This window comes from Acidiphilium sp. AL, assembly GCF_025499445.1.
Lineage (GTDB): Bacteria > Pseudomonadota > Alphaproteobacteria > Acetobacterales > Acetobacteraceae > Acidiphilium > Acidiphilium iwatense.
Genome location: NZ_JAIMBZ010000010.1, coordinates 23,371 through 40,032, shown reverse-complemented (window position 1 = coordinate 40,032; position 16,662 = coordinate 23,371). Strand labels below are relative to the sequence as shown.

Sequence of the window (16,662 nt, the reverse complement as noted above, 5' to 3'; positions counted from 1 at the left end):
CCGTTCTCCGTTGTCATGGTTCGCCCAGTCCGCCATCCGGCAGGACGCGCCCGAGCGTGCCGGTGCCGACATCGAAATAAAATCCCTGCACGGCCAGATGCCCGGCGTCGCGCGCATCGGCGATCCAGGGAAACGTCGCGAGATTTTCGAGCGAAACCCGCACGGTCTCGATCTCGGCCGCCCGCCGCAGCGCCTCGGCATCGCCGTCCGCGACCGCCTCGGCCCGGCGCTTGGCCGGCTCGGCGATGCGCACCCAGTTCGCGACGAAATCGCTCGCCTCGGCCGGCGGTTCGTGGAGCAGCGCGTGGATGCCGCCGCAACCGCTATGGCCGATCACCGCGATGCGCCGCACCTTCAGCACCTTCACCCCGAATTCCAGCGCTGCCGAGGTGCCGTGATTCGCCATGTCCGGCGCATAGGGCGGCACCAGATTGGCGATGTTGCGCACGGTGAAGATATCGCCCGGCGCGCAGTCGAAAATCATCTCGGGGGCGACGCGCGAGTCGCAGCAGGCGATCGCCAGCGTGTGCGGCTGCTGACCGTCGCGCGCCAGCGCCTCCAGGGCGTCCCGCTGGTGCGGCCAGCGTTCCGTGCGAAACCGCCGGTATCCCTTGATCAGTTCGTCCATGCGCATCCCCTTCGGAACACCAGACTCTATTATTTTGGTGACCTGCTGATTTCTGAAGTCCATGCAAGAACTTCAGGGGCAGGGCACCTGCCTGTAGCAACCTTGGTGCGGTGCGGCAAATCCGCCTCTTGCCGAGTGCCGGAACCGGGGCTTATCTCTTTTGTCCGACCAACAGGTGTTCCCATGCCCGATTTCGCCGCCGAACGCATCGCCGATACGCTCACGACCTGGCGCCATCATCTGCACCGGCACCCCGAAGTGTCGTTGCACGAGGAAAAAACCGCCCAGTTCGTCCGCGACAAACTCACCGAACTCGGTATCCCGTTCGAAGCCGGCATCGGCGGCCACGGCGTGGTCGCCACCTTGCGGCGCGGCGGCAATCGCAGCGTGGGCCTGCGCGCGGATATGGACGCGCTGCCGATCGTCGAGGCCACCAACCTGCCCTACGCCTCCGCCAATCCGGGGGTGATGCATGCCTGCGGCCATGACGGGCACACCACCTCGCTGCTCGGCGCCGCCATCCTGCTGCGCGACGACCCCGACTGGTCAGGCACGGTGCATCTGGTGTTCCAGCCCGCCGAGGAAGGCTTCGGCGGCGCCCGCGCGATGATGGCCGACGGCCTGCTCGCGCGCTTCCCGATGGAGCGCATCTTCGGCTACCACAACTGGCCCGGCCTCGATGCCGGCACGGTGATGATCCATGACGGCCCGATGATGGCCCAGGGCGAGCGTATCGCCATCACCGTGCACGGCCATGCCGGCCACGCCGCGATGCCACATCTCACCAGCGACCCGGTGATGTGCGCCGGACATATCCTGGTCGCCCTGCAATCGGTGGTCGCCCGCAACGTCAACCCGCTGGACGCCGCCGTGGTCTCGATCTGCGTGCTTCAGGGCGCCGAGGCGGAAAACCAGATCCCCGACACCGTCACCATGCGCGGCACCTTTCGCGCGCTGAGGCCCGAAGTGTTCGAGCTGGTCTCGGCGCGGATCAGGGCGGTGGTGACCGGCACCGCCGAGGCGATGGGCTGCCGCGCCGATGTCGTGTTCGAACGCACCGTCGCGGCCACCATCAACCACAAGACCGAAGCTGAACTCGCCGCCGAGGCTGCGGCGAGCATCGGCATGCCGGTCCGGCGCGATCTGCCGCCCACCATGGCGAGCGAGGATTTCGGCTGGTATCTGCGCGAAATCCCCGGCGCCTATGCCTGGATCGGCAACGGCCCGGCGCGCAAGGGCGCGTTCCTGCACAACCAGGGTTACGATTTCAACGACGCGATCCTGCCCGCCGCCGCCACCTATCTCGCCGCCACCGCGAAACGGGCGCTTGCCGGATGAGCACTGGCTTCGAGCCCGAGCTTCCGACGCGCTGGCTCGCCCCGCTCTCGGCCGATACCCGCCGGCACCTTGCCCGGTTGCTGATCGGCGAAGCGGCGGACGCACCCGAACCGGAACCTGCTCCGGCGCTGCGGCCCGAACCGGCGCCCGCCATCGATCCCGCCGCCGCGCTCGCTGCGGCGACGGCCGGAAAAATCGGCCTGGTCAGCGTGTCCTGGCCGGATCTCGCCCATCCGCTCTGGCTGCGTGCCGGCTCGAACGATGCCGCCGACTGCGCCGCCACCATGCGCGACTTCGCCGCGCAGTTGCGCATTCCCTTCGCGCCGAAACGCATCATCGAACTCGGCGCCGGCGCCGGCTATCGCAGCGTCGCCCTCGCCCAGGCGCACCCGGACGCGACGATCGCCAGCCTGGAAGCGGTGCCGGCGCTCGCCCGGCTCCATGCGCTGAACACGCTGCCCTGGCGCCAGATCGCCGGCGCCAGGCTCGCCGTGTCGGAGACGGCGCGGCACTACGCCGTCGCTTCCCATGCCGATACCGGCCGCCCCGCGCTCGCCGCCATGGAAAACGGCCCGATCCAGGCCGTCACCCTGGCCGAACTCTATCGCCGGCTCGGCTGGGACGGCGCGGATGTGCTGATCGCCGACCCGGATTTTTGCTCCGGCCTCGATAGTGCCGCCATTGCGCCGGCACTTGCCGGGATTCGCCTGATCGCGATCGCCCGCCCCGGACCGGACGTTGCCTTGCCCGCCGGACTGCTGGCCAACCTGCCGGAGGCCACCCATGCGCGCCGGGCCAGCCGCGACTACGAGCTGTTCTTCAGGCGCGAATCCGAAACGCCGGTCGCTCCGCCGCGCCGGCTCGCCGCGTTCGATATCGGCGGCGCCGCCACGTCCTGCGAGCGCATCGGCATCACTTCGGACCCCTGGTCGTTCTTCCCGATCAGCGATACCGGGTTCCGGCTGCACCCGAACCCGGCCGATGCACTGCCGCCACGGCTGATCCTGCGCCAGTTTCTCGCCGGGCCCCGCCGGTTCGAGTCCACCTTGCGCCTCAACCATGCCGAGGCACGGCCGGTCCGGTTCCGCGTGGCGATTTTCGCCGGCGAGACCGATCGCGCGATCCATCGCGACGAAACCGTGCTGAGCGCGAGCGAAACCCGGCAATGGTCCGCCGACCTGCCGCTTTATTTCGGCGAGGCGCGGATCGCGTTTTCGACCGAAATGGCCGATCCCGCCGATGCCAACGGCTTCGCCTGGGCCGAATTCATCGATCCGGGCTTTCTATAACGCGCCTTGGAGTGGTCCGAACCCGTCATCGTCCTCAGCATCGCCCCGTATGGCGAGGGCGATCTGCGCGCCGTGGTGCTCACCGAGGCGCAGGGCGCCTGGCACGGGCTCGCGCGCGGCGGCGCCGCGCGGCGGGGCGCCGCGATCTGGCAGGAAGGCAATCTGGTCGCGGCCCGTTGGGTCGCGCGCCTGCCTGAACAGCTCGGCAGCCTGACCGGCGAGCTGGTCCATCCCGCCGCCGCCCTTGCCATGGAAAATCCGCTGGCGCTCGCCGTGCTGCGCGCCGCCTGCGCGGTCGCCGCCGGCGCGCTGCCGGAGCGCGAACCGCATCCCTCGGCGTTTCTCGGCCTCGCCCGCCTGCTCGCCGGCATCGCCATCGAAAACGCGGCACTCCCCGCTTTGGTGCGCTTCGAGGTCGATCTGCTGCGCGAACTCGGCTACGGGCTCGATCTGTCCGCCTGCGCGCTTACCGGGGTCACCGAAAACCTTGCCTTCGTCTCGCCGCGCACCGGCCGCGCAGTCGCGCGCGAGGCCGCCGGCATCTGGGAATCCCGCCTGCTCGTCCTGCCGGCATTCCTGGTCGGCGACGCCCCGGCCGATCTCGCCGCCTGCCGCGACGGCCTGGCGCTGACCGGCCATTTCCTCGCCCGCGACGCCTTCGGCTCGCGCCACGCGCCGCTTCCCCAGGCCCGCCTCGCCCTCTATGACCTAGTGTCCCGATTCGGCAATTCGTCGTAGCCGAACCAAGCGCTCTACGAATTGCCGAATCGGGACACTAGGTAAACATATGGTTCGAGTGTGGTTCATTGTTCTGAAGTTCCTAAAATCGCCACCGCATACGCGTAGGAACTTCAGAACCACCGCACTCGTTAGACGAAGACTGAACGGAGACGATACCCATGCCGGATGATCACCGGGGCACGATCCAGGACACCCCGCTCGCAACCGCACTATCCGAGCGTTATCTGGCCTATGCGCTCTCGACCATCATGGCGCGCTCGCTGCCCGATGTGCGCGACGGCCTGAAGCCGGTGCATCGCCGGCTGATTTTCGCGATGCGCCAGCTCAAGCTTGATCCCGGCTCCGGCTTCAAGAAATGCGCCCGCGTGGTGGGCGACGTGATGGGCAAATTCCACCCGCATGGCGACATGTCGATCTACGAAGCTCTGGTGCGTCTCGCGCAGGATTTCGCCTCGCGCTATCCGCTGATCGAGGGCCAGGGCAATTTCGGCAATATCGACGGCGATAACGCGGCGGCGATGCGCTACACCGAAAGCCGACTCACCGAAATCGCCGCTGCCCTGCTCGACGGAATCGACGAGGATACCGTCGATTTCCGCGCCACCTACGACAACGAGGACAGCGAACCGATCGTGCTGCCCGGCGCGTTTCCCAATCTGCTCGCCAACGGCGCCGCCGGCATCGCGGTCGGCATGGCAACCTCGATCCCGCCGCACAACGCTGGTGAGCTGTGCGCCGCCGCGATCCGTCTGATCCGCGATCCCGAAACGCCGACCGGCGATCTTCTCGATATCGTCCAGGGGCCGGATTTCCCGACCGGCGGAGAACTGGTCGAGGACCGCGAAACTCTGCGCGCCGCCTACGAGACCGGTCGCGGTTCCCTGCGCGTCCGTGCGCGCTGGACCAAATCCGATCTCAAGGGCGGCATGTGGCAGATCGTCGTCACCGAAATTCCCTATCAGGTGCAGAAATCCCGCCTGATCGAGCAGGTCGCCGAACTCCTCGCCGAGCGCAAACTCCCGCTGCTCGCCGACATCCGCGACGAGAGCACCGAACATGTGCGCATCGTGCTGGAACCGAAATCGCGTAACGTCGATCCCGATATGCTGATGGCCAGCCTGTTCCGCGCCACCGCCTTCGAGCAGCGTTTCTCGATGAACATGAACGTGCTCGACGCCGACCGCACGCCCCGCGTGATGAGCCTGCGCGATATGCTGCGCGCCTGGCTCGATCATCGCCATGTCGTGCTGGAACGGCGCTCGCGCCACCGCCTCGCCGCGATCGCCCGGCGCCTTGAAGTCCTCGAAGGCTATCTCGCGGTGTTTCTCAATCTCGACGAGGTGATTCGCATCATCCGCACCGAGGACGAACCGAAACAAGCCCTGATCGCCGCGTTTTCGCTAACGGATACCCAGGCCGAGGCGATCCTCAACATGCGGCTGCGCAGCTTGCGCCGGCTGGAGGAAATGGAAATCCGCAAGGAGCACAAAGCGCTTTCGGCCGAACGCAAATCGCTCGCCGCGATGCTCGCCGACCCCGCGAAGCGCTGGGCGCGGATCGAGGCCGAAATCGAGGACACGCGCAAGCGCTTCGGCACCGGCCCGCTCGGCGTGCGCCGCACCACCATCGGCGCTGCCCCAACCGTTGTCGAGGTCACTGCCGAAGCCCTGGTCGAGCGCGAACCGCTCACCGTCATTCTCTCCGACAAGGGCTGGGTCCGCGCACTGAAAGGCCATGTCGCCGCCGATGCCGATCTCCGTTTCAAGGAAGGCGACCGCCTCAAATTTCTGCTCCGCTGCGAAACCACCGACCGCATCGCGGTGTTCGCCACCAATGGACGCATCTATACCATCCGCGCCGCCGACCTGCCGCGCGGGCGCGGCGATGGTCAGGCGATCCGGCTGTTAGTGGAACTCGGCAACGAGGACGATGTGGTCGCCCTGTTCGTCGCTGACCAAGCCGCGCGCTACCTGGTCGCGAACACGGCGGGCAGGGGCTTCATCGTCGCCGGCGCGGAACTCGCCGCGGAAAAGCGCACCGGCAAACAAATCCTCACGGTCAAACCCGGCGAGGAAGCCAAACTCTGCATCCAGGCATCGGGCAATCATCTCGCGGTGATCGGCCAGAATCGAAAACTGCTCGTCTTCCCGCTCGACCAGGTGCCGGAGATGACGCGCGGCGCCGGCGTGATCCTGCAGAAATACAAGGATGGCGGCCTTGCCGACGCCAAAACCTTCACCCTCGCCGACGGTCTCACCTGGCGCCTCGGCGACAAGACCCGCACGGAAACCAGGCTCGCCGACTGGCTCGGCGCGCGCGGCCAGGCCGGCCGCCTGCCGCCCAGCGGCTTCCCGCGCTCCGGCATGTTCGGCGATGGCGCGGGCTGAAGCCACGCTCGCTGGAATCGCCGATCGCGACCGCGCCGGCCTGCCGTCGATTGCCGGCCTCACGCTGAATTTCCGCGCGATTTCGCTGCTCGAAGGCGTGCGCGCGGCAATCGCGGTCGCCGGCACCATGGCGGCGGGCTCGCTGCTCGGTGCGCCTCGCCTCGGCATCGCGGCTCTCGGGGCGCTGCTCGCCTGCTTCGCCGATCCGGGCGGCCCGGTGCGCGCCCGCCTGCCGCCGATGCTGATTTTCGGCGTGCTCGGCGCCATCTGCTTCTCTGGCTTCGGCCTGATCCTCGCGCGCAGCCCGACTTTCGCGATCCTGCTGGCGGGGGCGACGATTTTCGCCTGCAGCTTCGCGCGCATCTACGGCCAGGGCGGGTTGCAGACCGGCAATCTCCTCGCCGTCGCCACCGTTCTCTCGCTCGATACGCCGGTGCGCGCCGTCTCGGCGGCACTGGCGCCGGGCGTCGCGTTCTGGGCCGGTGCCGCCGGTGCCGCCTTGCTCACCCTCGCACTCTGGCGCATCCGCCCGTTCGGCCCGGCGCGCGCCGCCTTGGCCGATATCGCCGCCGCCCTCGCGTCGCTCACCCGCGATCTGGTCGATCTCGCGGCGGACGGCACCGCCCGTTCCGGTGAGGACGAATTCGATCTCCATGCCCGCGGCCATCGGCGCGCGGTGCGCGAGGCGATCGAACGCGCCCGTGCCGTCACCCTCGCGACTCTGCGGCGCCGCGGCGCTGCCAGCGCGCGCGCCAACGCGATCGCGCTGCGCCTCGCGATTTTCGACCAGTTGTTCGGCGCCCTGATCGCGATCGGCGAGGCGCTGGCTGCCGATCCGGCGCCGCGCCGCGCCGTCGCACCCGCCTTGCGCGATCTCGCCGCCCTGCTCGACGCCGTCGCCCCGGCGATCGAGGCGGATCGCTCGCTCGACATCGACAAGCTGCACGCATCCCTCGCGAGCCTGCGCGAAGCCGCCGCAAGTCTCCCTGCCGGCATCGCGCTGCACCGCCTGCTCGATGTCGTCGCCGAACGGCTCGCGGTGGTGCTGAACGTCTCGAAGGCGCCGGGCCCGCAGCCACTGACAGACGGTACCGCCCCGGACTGGCGCGAGACGATCTTCGGCCCGATCCGCGCCAACCTAACCTGGAATTCAGTGCCGCTGCGCCATGCGGTGCGCACCGCGCTGGTCAGCACGCCGGTGCTCGGCTTCGTGTTCTGGCTGGGCGATCCGTTCGGCCACTGGCTCGCGATCACGGTGATTTTCGTGCTTCAGCCGCATTTCGCGGGAACCTGGGTGCGCGCGATCGAGCGGGTCGCCGGCACCGCGGCGGGCGGCGTCATCGCCGCGCTGATCGGCCTGGTCTGCCACACCCGGCTGGAACTCGCGCTCGCGATGATCCCGCTGACCATGCTCGCCTTCGCGATTCGCGGGGTGAATTACAGCGCCTATATCGCGATCCTCACGCCGATGATCGTACTGCTGATCGAACAGATCGCGCCCGGCATGAATCAGTGGCGCATCGCGGCCTCGCGGGTCGGCTTCACCCTTGCCGGCGGCCTGCTCGCGGTCGCCGCGAATCTCGCGCTCTGGCCGAGCTTCGAGAGCAACCGGCTTGCCTCGGCGCGCGATGAGGCGATCGCCGCGCATCGCGCCTATCTCGCGGCGAGTTTCGCGCATCTGCTCGACCGGGCACCGTTGCCCGATGCGGCGCGGCGGCAGGCCGGGCTTGCCAGCAACAATCTCGAAGCGTCGATCTCGCGCGCCCTGATGGAACCCCATCGCACGCGCGATCCGCTGCTGCGCTCGGCGCTGGTGGCCGATGCCGCGCTGCGCCGCGTCGCCGGGCGACTCGCCGTGCTCGGTTTCGATCGCGCACCGGCCGCACCCGAAGACCGTCCGCTCTGGCAGGCGTGGCGGGATTGGCTGGATGCCGCGTTCGATCCCGCGCGCGGCCCAGCCTCGCCGGCGCCGGCGCCGGTCGGCGGCGAAGTGGCACGGGAAAGCTTGACCCGGCTCGCGCGGCAGGCGGAACTTGTCGCCGAGGCATTGCATCGTGAGGCCGATCATGAACGGGAGTGACGAAAAACCACCGCGCGCGGTGCGCATCGTCGAGGCGCTGCTGTTCGGCGGGCGCTGGTTGCTCGCCCCGCTCTATCTCGCGATGCTGGTTCTGCTCGCCTTGCTGGTCGTGCGCTTCGTGCTCGAACTGATCCACGCGGTGCCGACCCTGCCGACGATGGACGAAACCCATGTCATCATGACGGCGCTGTCGCTCATCGACCTCTCGCTCACCGCCAATCTGGTCGTCCTGGTGATCCTCACCGGCTACGAGAATTTCGTCGCCCGCATCACCCTGGCGGAGGGCGACCGCAGGCCGGACTGGATGGGCAATATCGATTTCAGCGGGCTGAAGCTGAAACTGATGGGCTCGATCACCGCGATCGCCGCGGTCCATGTGCTGCGCGTGTTCCTGGAGGTGCGCGGCGAGCCGGACCGGGTGGTGCTGTTCCAGGGCGGGCTGATGCTCGCCTTCGTCGTCACCGGCCTGTTACTGGCACTGACCGACCGGGTCGCCGGTCATGGCTGACCGCACAGCGCCGCGACGAAACGCCTGAATTTTCCGGCATCTGCGCGAAACACGCCGGGCGCGGTTTCAGCCACGCCTTCGGTGAAATAGGCGATGCGCTGGCCGCGCAGCGCCGCGATATGCGACTGGTCGGGTGCGGTGAACCGGATCACCCCCACCGCGGCACCCTCGGGCGCGAACAGCGCGTTATGCATGCCCGAACCCGCCTGGCCCAGAACTACCCGCGCCTGCGAGAACCGCCCCACCTGCTCGGCGAATTCCAGCGTTTCGGGATGCACCACGGAAAACCCGAACGCGCGCGCGGCGATATCCGCCAGCTCCGCTTCGTTGGCGAGCACGCGGTTCGGCGCCGCCGGGTTGGAAAATTCGCCGCGCGCCACGAACAGCCGCTCGATCGGCGACGATGGGGGCACCGCGATGCGCGCCGCGAATTCGGCGAACCATGCGCGCGCCGCCGGATGATACCCCGCCGCGCGCGAGACCAGCGGCAGAATAATCGCCCGATCCAGGTCGAGTTGCTCGCTTCGCGAATCGAACCAGATCGCGCCCGCGTCGCCGATGCCGAAATGCCGGTCGAGACTCCGCAGCAGCCAGTCCGGCATCGCCCGGTCGAGCACCGGCATCGCGTCGCCGAACACGGCGGGAAAGCGCCGCGCCAGTAAAAGCTTCGGCAGCATCTCGATCAGGAAATGGCCGAACACCTGAATGCCCCAGCCATGAAACACCAGCGCCGTCCTGCCATCCCGCCGCACCGGCAGGGCGCAGGGCGCGGCGACCAGCGCGTCGCGGAATTTCTCCAGCACCGGCTTCACGTAAACCGGCATGATCGCGTCATCGTCGAGCAGCGCGCCGCCGCGCCAGATCAGCCCCGGCCCGTTCAGCCTGACCGCCATCGGCCCCAGCGACGCGAGATCGAACGGCTCGCCCGCCATCCCGTCCGCGTGAAACTGCACCCAGTGCTCGGCGACCAGTGCCACATCGTCGATGCACAGACGGGGCAAGGGGCGCGGCATCGCCGCCCCCGCCAACCGGATGCGCGTAACCGGCGCATCCCCGAGCCGTACAAGCCCCGACCATCCACCGGATTGTGCCGTTGTCGAATTCAGCCCCATGTTGACATCACATAATTATGTGTATAAATCCACATATGAATAGCCGCCTCGTCCTGAAGGCATTGACCAAAGCCGGATGGCAGACGGTTCGGATCACCGGCAGCCACCATCACCTTCGGCACGACGAACGCCCCGGAACCGTGACTGTTCCGCATCCGAAGAAAGACCTGCCGATTGGCACGCTCCGCAGCATTGAGCGGCAATCCGGCATCACGCTGAAAGAGAACTAGAATGATCCGCTACTACCCCGCCGTCATCGAGAAAGGTACCGAAGGCTACGGCGTGATTTTCCCCGATCTGCCTGGCTGCGTCAGCGCGGGCGACACGGTGCAGGAAGCGGCGCGCAACGCCGAGGAAGCGCTCGCCACCTGGCTCGACCTCAGCACCGAACATGGCGACGCCATCCCCGAGCCCGGCAACCTCGATACCACCCCGGATTGGCTGGGGGATATCGACATCGCTGCCCGCATCCTGGTGCGCTGCGAAACCAAATCCCGCTCGGTCCGCGTCAACATCACCCTGCCGGAGGATTTGCTGCAGGCGGTCGACCGCTATGCGGAGCGGCATGGTTTCAGCCGGTCCGGCGTGCTCGCGCAGGCCGTGCGCGAGCGTATCCGGGCATAGAACTCCGGCATTACTGCTCGTAATGCTCGGCCACCAGCCGGTCGAGCAGCCGCACGCCGAACCCGGTCGCACCCTTAGGCGCCAGCGCGCCCTCCTTGGTGCCCCAGGCCATGCCCGCGATATCCAGATGCGCCCAGGGCTTGCCGTTGACGAAGCGCTTGAGGAATTGCGCGGCGGTGATCGATCCGCCGGCCCGTCCGTTGCCGATATTCTTCATATCGGCGATCTCGCAATCGATCAGCTTGTCATAGGCCTCGCCCAGCGGCATCCGCCACACGTCTTCCCCGGTGGCCTTGCCCGCCGCGATCAGCCGCTCCGCCAGCACGTCGTCATTGGCGAACAGCCCGGCATTCTCGTGGCCGAGCGCGACGATGATCGCCCCGGTCAGGGTCGCGAGATCCACCATGAAGCGCGGCGCGAACCGCTTCTGCGCGTACCAGAGCACGTCGGCCAGCACGAGCCGCCCCTCGGCGTCGGTGTTGAGCACCTCGATGGTCTGGCCGGAATAGGATGTGACCACGTCGCCCGGCCGCTGCGCATTGCCCGACGGCATGTTCTCGACCAGCCCGACCAGCCCGACCGCATCGACCCGCGCCTTGCGTCCCGCGAGTGCCGCCATCAGCCCGATCACCGTGCCCGCGCCGGCCATGTCCCATTTCATGTCCTCCATCCCGGCGGCGGGCTTGATCGAAATCCCGCCGGTGTCGAAGGTCACGCCCTTGCCGACGAACACCACCGGCTCCTTCGGCGCCGGCTTGGCCGCTTTCTTACCCGATTTCCCATGCTCCTCCGCCGGCGTCGCGCCGAGCCACTGCATCACCACCATGCGCGGCTCGTTCTCGCTGCCCTGCGCGACGCCGAGCAGCGCGCCGAAGCCGAGCTTCTCCATATCGCGCCGGTCGAACACCTCCACGGCAACGCCCAGCGATTTCAGCGCCTTCGCCCGGTCCGCCATCTCCTCCGGGCTGAGGATATTCGCGGGCTCGGAAACCAGATCGCGGGTCAGTTCGACCCCCGACGCCACCGCCGCCAGCGGGATATACGCCGTGCGCGCCGCCGCCGCGTCGCCCGCGAGAATGGTCACCCGCTTAAGCTTCGGCTTCGCGTCCTCCTTCAGCGTGGTGCGGTATTTGTCGAACCGATAGCTGCGCAGCCGCGCGCCGAGCCCGGCATGGGCGAGCATCGCCGCATCCAGCCCGTCCGCCGCGATGCTCGCCTGCTCGTCCTTTTGCAGCGCGGCGGCGGCTTTCGCGCCGGCGGTCTCGGCATGATGCGCGGTGAGTTCATCGAGCTTGCCGAGCCCCACCGCAACCACCCGGTCGAGCCCGGCGCCGGGGGCCAGCAGCACGGCGCTCTGATCCCGCTTGCCCTTGAACGCGGCGGCGGCGAGCGCGCGGGCGAGCCCGCCCTTCAGCGCCGCATCCAGCTCGGCGGCGAGGCCGGTGAGCGCCGCGCCCTCACCCAGCAGCAGCGCGAGCGCGCCCGATTTCGGCAAAGCGGCCTTGGCGAAAGCGATGTCGATCATCCGGTCCCATCCCCAATTGTCGTGGCGGCGTTTCGTTTCGCCGCGCACCATGCCCGCCAATTTGGCGTTTTCCAAGCCCCGCGATATCAGCCGCACCCATGAACGCCATGCCGAACGATACCGAACTCCTGGAACTGGCCGCGCGCCTCGCCGAAGCCGCCGGCCGCGAAATCCTCGCGGTCCGTCAGGCCGGATTCACTATTGATCGCAAGGACGATTTTTCCCCCGTCACCCTGGCCGACACGCGTGCCGAAAAACTCATTGTCGCCGGGCTGCGCGACGCCACGCCGGACATTCCGGTCATCGCCGAGGAAGAAGTCGCCGCCGGGCGCATCACCGAACCTGGTGCAAAATTCTGGCTGGTCGACCCGCTGGACGGCACCCGCGAATTCGCCGCCGGGCGCGATGAATTCGCCGTCTGCATCGGGCTGGTGGCGGACGGCAGGGCGGTGCTCGGCGCGGTCGGCGCGCCGGCCCAGGGCATCGTCTATGCCGGCATCGTCGGCCAGGGGGCCTGGAAGCGCGACGCCAGCGGCACCACCAGAATCGAGGCGCGCACCCCGCCGGCCGAGGGCATCACCGTCTACGCCTCGCGCCACTACGCCGATGACCCGCAACTCGCGGCCTATCTCGCCCGCTACAAGGTCGCCAAGCTCACCAATATCGGCTCGGCGCTGAAATTCTGCCGCCTCGCCGAGGGCGTCGCCGATTTCTACCCGCGCCTCGGCCGCACCATGGAATGGGACACCGCCGCCCCCCAGGCGGTGCTCGAAGCCGCCGGCGGCCGCGTCCTCACCATGGACGAATTTCCGCTCCGCTACGGCAAACAAGGCTTCGAAAACCCCCATTTTCTGTGTTTTGGCCGGGGATAGCGGACACCGCGTGCAGCTTACGCCCTTTTGCGCGGCTGCACGGCGGCTTCGAGCGCCTGGCGGATGAAACGCTGATACGGCATCCCGGCCTTGGCCGCCCTGGCTTTCACCGCATCCAGCTCGAAGCCGCCGCCGGCCGCGTCGTCATTGCGAGCCCGCGTGACACGGGCGAACCAATCCACACGGCCCGTCATTGCGAGCCCGCGTGACACGGGCGAACCAATCCACACGGCCCGTCATTGCGAGCCCGCGTGACGCGGGCGAACCAATCCACACGGCCCGTCATTGCGAGCCCGCGTGACGCGGGCGAAGCAATCCAGCGACCGGAAGGGCCGGCTTACGCCTGTCTTGCACCGTGCGGATGCACGGCTGGCATGGAATGTCGATCATCTTCCTGCCCGCCTTGAAAGCGCATCGCGGCAAACATTTCTGCTCCGGGCACCACCGCCCGCCGAACCCCATGCTCGGTCGTGAATCACGCCCAGACTATGCACCGGAATTCCGCACCACAAAGGCCCGCTCCATGTCTATGGGGTGACATTGGCCTGAAATCGCGAATTATGCACCAAACGGCAAAATTGGGTGGTTTGCGGATCGACAGCTATCAGACCCGGGTTAACGGAAGCGGACCTTTATCGAATCCACGGACCGCGCTAAGGGTAGAGAATGACTGAATTGCGTTCTGGCCTTCCGATAGTTTCATTTGCTAATCAAATTGCACTGGAGAGCTGGTTGGCGGCGCAACCGAGCGATTCCAACGGTGCATGGGTTAGATTTCATAAGAAGGGTTCGAGCGTCGCCAGCGTCACCAAAGCTCACGCGATCGACAGTGCCCTTTGCTATGGCTGGATCGACGGTCAACTCGACAAGTATGATGCTGAAAGCTGGTTGATACGCTTTACCCCACGCCGACCGCGCAGCAAGTGGTCGGATGTAAATCGGAAACGCGCGCTGGAACTGATTTCGGAGGGGCGCATGCAGGCGTCTGGACAGTTGGAAATTGATAACGCGAAGGCAGATGGCAGATGGGAGGCGGCGTATGCACCAGCTAGCAAAGCTGAGGTTCCACCGGATTTGCAGACCGCGCTCGATGCGAACCCGAAGGCCGCAGCTTTCTTCGCTACGCTCACTGGCGCTAACCGATATGCGATCTTGTATCGGATTGGCGCGGTGAAGAAAGCTGAAACCAGAGCCCGAAAGATCAGGGACTTCGTTGGTATGCTAGAACGCGGAGAGACCGTTCACGGCTGAAACGACCGCTTTCGGGATCGTCCACTCGGCGGTCCGGTGACCGACATGGGTCGATTTCCGCTGGTGCGAAATTCTTGATTTTCGTTCCAGCGAGGCCCGTTTAAATCGCCGCTGCCCAATGCGATGCGCCGGCTGGCTCACCCCGCCGGCCACAGCCATGCCGCGCCGCGCACGCCCGACGAATCGCCGTGCTTGTTGCGCCGTATCGGCGTCTCGAACGTATCGCTGATCACATAGGGCGGCATCAGCGCGGGAACCCGCTCGTACAGATGATCGAGATTGGACAGGCCGCCGCCGAGCACGATCACGTCCGGGTCCAGGATGTTCACGATCATCGCCAGCCCGCGCGCCAGCCGCTCGGCATGAATATCGAGTGCGCGGATCGCTCGTTCGTCGCCCGCTTCCGCGCGCGCCGGCAGCCCGCCGGCATCGCGCGCGCCGATCCCGTCCGCCTCGGCGGCCAGCGCCGGGCCGGACACATAGGTCTCCAGGCACCCCACCTTGCCGCACCAGCATCGGCGCATCGGCATTTCGTCGGCGCGCGGCCAGGGCAGCGGGGTATGGCCCCATTCGCCAGCAATCCGGTGCCGCCCTTCCAGCACCCGCCCATTCACCACGACGCCGCCGCCGCACCCGGTGCCGACAATCACCCCGAACACGCAATTCACCCCGGCGCCGGCGCCATCCGCGGCCTCGCTCATCGCGAAGCAATTGGCGTCGTTGGAAACCCGCACCTTGCGGCCCAGCCGCGCCTCCAGATCCTTGTCGAACGGGTTGCCGTTCAGCCGCTCGGAATTGGCGTTCTTCACGAAGCCGGTGGCCGGGCTGATCGTGCCGGGAATCCCGATCCCGATGCCGTGGGCCGGTCCCAGCGCGCGTTCGGCGCCCGCGACCAGCTCGGCGATCGTCTCGATCGTCGCGCGATAATCGGGCGGTGTCGGCACCCGCACCCGGTGTTCGAGATCGCCGCTCGCCATCAGGGCCGCGATCTCGATCTTGGTGCCGCCGAGATCGATGCCGATTCGATAGGTCATGGTCCATCCTATGTGCGGGTTCGCTTGTCCCTCTATCCTCCAACGCGGCTCTTGCTCAAGAGGCCGCGAGGCGTCACCATGGTGCCCATGGCGGAAGCGGTGATCGACGCGAAATACCTCAAGGGCCCGATGCCGGTGCTGCGCGCCGCGCGCGCCCTGCGCGCGCTCGATGCCGGAGAAAAACTGCGCGTGCTCGCGACCGATCCCGGCACCGTCGCCGATTTCCGCGATTTCTGCCGCGACAACGGCCACGCCCTGATCTCCTGGAGCGAGGCGAAAGGCGTGTTCAGCTTCACCATCAGGCGCGGCGAAGGCGCGAAAACCTGACATGCCGGTCGCCCTGATCACCCACCCCGACTGTTTCGATCACGATACCGGGCCGCACCACCCCGAGCGTCCGGCCCGGCTGCGCGCCGTGCTCGCCGCCCTCGAAGCGCCCGAGTTCCAGCCCCTGCTGCGCGAAGCCGCGCCCGAAGCGCCGGAAGAGGCGATCCGCGCGGTGCATCGCGACGAGTATGTCGATGCGATGTTCGCTCTGGAACCGGAACCCGGCCAGCACATCCATCTCGATGCCGATACGGTGGCCAGCCCCGGCACGCTGCGTGCCGCCCTGCGCGCCGCCGGCGGCGCGATGCGCGGGGTCGATGCGGTGCTGGAAGGCTGGGCGCGCGCCGCCTTCGTCGCGACCCGCCCGCCCGGCCACCACGCCGAGCCCGACCGCGCGATGGGGTTCTGTCTGTTCGCCAACGCGGCGATCGCCGCCAACCACGCCCGCGCCCACGGGCTGCGCCGCATCGCGGTCGCCGATTTCGATGTCCATCACGGCAACGGCACCCAGGCGATCTTCGAGAACGACGCCGATCTGTTCTACGCCTCCTCGCATCAATTCCCCTGCTACCCAGGCACCGGCCGCGCCACCGAGCGCGGCATCGCCGGCAACCTCGTCAACGCCCCGCTCCGGCCCGATACCGGATCGGCGGAATTCCGCGCGGCGTGGCGCGACATCCTGATCCCCGCGCTGGATTGGTTCGCCCCGGAACTGCTGATCGTCTCGGCGGGGTTCGATGCGCACCGCGCCGATCCTCTCGCCCAGCTCAATGTCGAGACCGAGGATTTCGCCTGGGTGACCACCGCGCTGATGGATGTCGCCGAGCGCCATTGCGGCGGACGCATCGTCTCGCTGCTCGAAGGCGGCTACGATCTCGGCGCTCTGGCGGCGGGCAGCGCGGCGCATGTCCGCGCCTTGATGCGCATCTGATTCGCCGCTACCGCA

17 protein-coding genes are annotated in these 16,662 nt (G+C 67.7%); 12 read left to right on the top strand and 5 right to left on the bottom strand.

All coding sequences use genetic code 11. The features are described 5' to 3' along the window. Nucleotides 1-13: 13 nt before the first annotated feature. Entirely contained in the window at nucleotides 14-628 is a 615-nt protein-coding gene (locus AiwAL_RS08585) for a carbonic anhydrase (protein ID WP_235702409.1), read from the bottom strand. A 183-nt stretch (nucleotides 629-811) separates the two neighbouring features. On the opposite strand from AiwAL_RS08585, the gene AiwAL_RS08580 reads away from it, so the two are divergent. The 6 genes from AiwAL_RS08580 to AiwAL_RS08555 all read left to right on the top strand — a co-directional run bounded on the left by AiwAL_RS08580 (nucleotide 812) and on the right by AiwAL_RS08555 (nucleotide 8,971). After that, the gene (locus AiwAL_RS08580; protein WP_235702410.1) at nucleotides 812-1,966 is read left to right on the top strand and encodes an amidohydrolase; all 1,155 of its coding nucleotides are present in this window, start codon (nucleotides 812-814) and stop codon (nucleotides 1,964-1,966) included. Then, nucleotides 1,963-3,255, top strand: a complete 1,293-nt coding sequence (locus tag AiwAL_RS08575; protein WP_235702411.1) for a hypothetical protein — start codon at nucleotides 1,963-1,965, stop codon at nucleotides 3,253-3,255. Before AiwAL_RS08580 ends, AiwAL_RS08575 begins: the two co-directional genes overlap by 4 nt. Nucleotides 3,256-3,261: 6 nt before the next feature. Continuing rightward, complete coding sequence (recO, locus tag AiwAL_RS08570) at nucleotides 3,262-3,993, top strand: DNA repair protein RecO (RefSeq protein ID WP_235702412.1); 732 nt, start codon at nucleotides 3,262-3,264, stop codon at nucleotides 3,991-3,993. A gap of 161 nt (nucleotides 3,994-4,154) precedes the next feature. Then, entirely contained in the window at nucleotides 4,155-6,383 is a 2,229-nt protein-coding gene (parC, locus tag AiwAL_RS08565; RefSeq protein ID WP_235702413.1) for a DNA topoisomerase IV subunit A, read from the top strand. Then, nucleotides 6,370-8,463 (top strand): FUSC family protein, encoded by a 2,094-nt coding sequence (locus AiwAL_RS08560; protein ID WP_235702414.1) that lies wholly within the window; start codon nucleotides 6,370-6,372, stop codon nucleotides 8,461-8,463. Before parC ends, AiwAL_RS08560 begins: the two co-directional genes overlap by 14 nt. Further along, entirely contained in the window at nucleotides 8,450-8,971 is a 522-nt protein-coding gene (locus tag AiwAL_RS08555) for a TIGR00645 family protein (RefSeq protein ID WP_235702415.1), read from the top strand. Before AiwAL_RS08560 ends, AiwAL_RS08555 begins: the two co-directional genes overlap by 14 nt. Here the strand turns inward: AiwAL_RS08555 and AiwAL_RS08550 are convergent. Continuing rightward, nucleotides 8,962-10,083 (bottom strand): DUF563 domain-containing protein, encoded by a 1,122-nt coding sequence (locus AiwAL_RS08550; RefSeq protein ID WP_262312514.1) that lies wholly within the window; start codon nucleotides 10,081-10,083, stop codon nucleotides 8,962-8,964. The two genes, AiwAL_RS08555 and AiwAL_RS08550, sit on opposite strands and share 10 nt — an antisense overlap. 35 nt (nucleotides 10,084-10,118) lie before the next feature. On the opposite strand from AiwAL_RS08550, the gene AiwAL_RS08545 reads away from it, so the two are divergent. Then, nucleotides 10,119-10,313, top strand: coding sequence for a type II toxin-antitoxin system HicA family toxin (locus tag AiwAL_RS08545; protein WP_235702417.1), 195 nt, complete (start codon nucleotides 10,119-10,121; stop codon nucleotides 10,311-10,313). A gap of 1 nt (nucleotide 10,314) precedes the next feature. Then, the gene (locus tag AiwAL_RS08540) at nucleotides 10,315-10,707 is read left to right on the top strand and encodes a type II toxin-antitoxin system HicB family antitoxin (protein WP_235702418.1); all 393 of its coding nucleotides are present in this window, start codon (nucleotides 10,315-10,317) and stop codon (nucleotides 10,705-10,707) included. A gap of 10 nt (nucleotides 10,708-10,717) precedes the next feature. Here the strand turns inward: AiwAL_RS08540 and AiwAL_RS08535 are convergent, their stop codons facing one another. Next, nucleotides 10,718-12,232 carry a leucyl aminopeptidase gene (locus AiwAL_RS08535; protein ID WP_235702584.1) on the bottom strand — a complete coding sequence of 505 codons (1,515 nt, stop codon included), beginning with the start codon at nucleotides 12,230-12,232 and terminating at the stop codon, nucleotides 10,718-10,720. A 107-nt stretch (nucleotides 12,233-12,339) separates the two neighbouring features. Here AiwAL_RS08535 and cysQ point away from each other — a divergent pair, with 107 nt between their 5' ends. Further along, nucleotides 12,340-13,104 (top strand): 3'(2'),5'-bisphosphate nucleotidase CysQ, encoded by a 765-nt coding sequence (gene cysQ / locus AiwAL_RS08530; protein WP_235702585.1) that lies wholly within the window; start codon nucleotides 12,340-12,342, stop codon nucleotides 13,102-13,104. 17 nt (nucleotides 13,105-13,121) lie between these two features. Here the strand turns inward: cysQ and AiwAL_RS08525 are convergent, their stop codons facing one another. Beyond that, nucleotides 13,122-13,298: a hypothetical protein gene (locus AiwAL_RS08525; RefSeq protein ID WP_262312513.1), complete on the bottom strand. Its 177-nt coding sequence runs from the start codon at nucleotides 13,296-13,298 to the stop codon at nucleotides 13,122-13,124. A 472-nt stretch (nucleotides 13,299-13,770) separates the two neighbouring features. On the opposite strand from AiwAL_RS08525, the gene AiwAL_RS08520 reads away from it, so the two are divergent. Continuing rightward, nucleotides 13,771-14,355: a YdeI family protein gene (locus AiwAL_RS08520; RefSeq protein WP_262312512.1), complete on the top strand. Its 585-nt coding sequence runs from the start codon at nucleotides 13,771-13,773 to the stop codon at nucleotides 14,353-14,355. 137 nt (nucleotides 14,356-14,492) lie between these two features. On the opposite strand, the gene AiwAL_RS08515 is transcribed toward AiwAL_RS08520, so the two are convergent. Beyond that, entirely contained in the window at nucleotides 14,493-15,389 is an 897-nt protein-coding gene (locus tag AiwAL_RS08515) for an ROK family protein (RefSeq protein WP_235702421.1), read from the bottom strand. A 78-nt stretch (nucleotides 15,390-15,467) separates the two neighbouring features. On the opposite strand from AiwAL_RS08515, the gene AiwAL_RS08510 reads away from it, so the two are divergent. Then, nucleotides 15,468-15,716, top strand: a complete 249-nt coding sequence (locus AiwAL_RS08510) for a sulfurtransferase TusA family protein (RefSeq protein WP_407932499.1) — start codon at nucleotides 15,468-15,470, stop codon at nucleotides 15,714-15,716. A 1-nt stretch (nucleotide 15,717) separates the two neighbouring features. Next, a complete protein-coding gene (locus tag AiwAL_RS08505) occupies nucleotides 15,718-16,647 on the top strand; it encodes a histone deacetylase family protein (RefSeq protein WP_235702422.1) in 930 nt (309 codons plus the stop codon). Nucleotides 16,648-16,662 lie beyond the last annotated feature (15 nt).

What these genes read in the sequence shown, in the direction of transcription:
- AiwAL_RS08505 (WP_235702422.1), top strand. Translation starts at nt 15,718, where the DNA reads ATGCCGGTCGCCCTGATCACCCACCCCGACTGTTTCGATCACGATACC.
- AiwAL_RS08550 (WP_262312514.1), bottom strand. Translation starts at nt 10,083, where the DNA reads ATGGGGCTGAATTCGACAACGGCACAATCCGGTGGATGGTCGGGGCTT.
- AiwAL_RS08560 (WP_235702414.1), top strand. Translation starts at nt 6,370, where the DNA reads ATGGCGCGGGCTGAAGCCACGCTCGCTGGAATCGCCGATCGCGACCGC.
- parC (WP_235702413.1), top strand. Translation starts at nt 4,155, where the DNA reads ATGCCGGATGATCACCGGGGCACGATCCAGGACACCCCGCTCGCAACC.
- AiwAL_RS08525 (WP_262312513.1), bottom strand. Translation starts at nt 13,298, where the DNA reads ATGACGGGCCGTGTGGATTGGTTCGCCCGTGTCACGCGGGCTCGCAAT.
- AiwAL_RS08520 (WP_262312512.1), top strand. Translation starts at nt 13,771, where the DNA reads ATGACTGAATTGCGTTCTGGCCTTCCGATAGTTTCATTTGCTAATCAA.
- AiwAL_RS08585 (WP_235702409.1), bottom strand. Translation starts at nt 628, where the DNA reads ATGGACGAACTGATCAAGGGATACCGGCGGTTTCGCACGGAACGCTGG.
- AiwAL_RS08555 (WP_235702415.1), top strand. Translation starts at nt 8,450, where the DNA reads ATGAACGGGAGTGACGAAAAACCACCGCGCGCGGTGCGCATCGTCGAG.
- cysQ (WP_235702585.1), top strand. Translation starts at nt 12,340, where the DNA reads ATGCCGAACGATACCGAACTCCTGGAACTGGCCGCGCGCCTCGCCGAA.
- AiwAL_RS08515 (WP_235702421.1), bottom strand. Translation starts at nt 15,389, where the DNA reads ATGACCTATCGAATCGGCATCGATCTCGGCGGCACCAAGATCGAGATC.
- AiwAL_RS08510 (WP_407932499.1), top strand. Translation starts at nt 15,468, where the DNA reads ATGGTGCCCATGGCGGAAGCGGTGATCGACGCGAAATACCTCAAGGGC.
- AiwAL_RS08575 (WP_235702411.1), top strand. Translation starts at nt 1,963, where the DNA reads ATGAGCACTGGCTTCGAGCCCGAGCTTCCGACGCGCTGGCTCGCCCCG.
- AiwAL_RS08580 (WP_235702410.1), top strand. Translation starts at nt 812, where the DNA reads ATGCCCGATTTCGCCGCCGAACGCATCGCCGATACGCTCACGACCTGG.
- AiwAL_RS08535 (WP_235702584.1), bottom strand. Translation starts at nt 12,232, where the DNA reads ATGATCGACATCGCTTTCGCCAAGGCCGCTTTGCCGAAATCGGGCGCG.
- AiwAL_RS08545 (WP_235702417.1), top strand. Translation starts at nt 10,119, where the DNA reads ATGAATAGCCGCCTCGTCCTGAAGGCATTGACCAAAGCCGGATGGCAG.
- AiwAL_RS08540 (WP_235702418.1), top strand. Translation starts at nt 10,315, where the DNA reads ATGATCCGCTACTACCCCGCCGTCATCGAGAAAGGTACCGAAGGCTAC.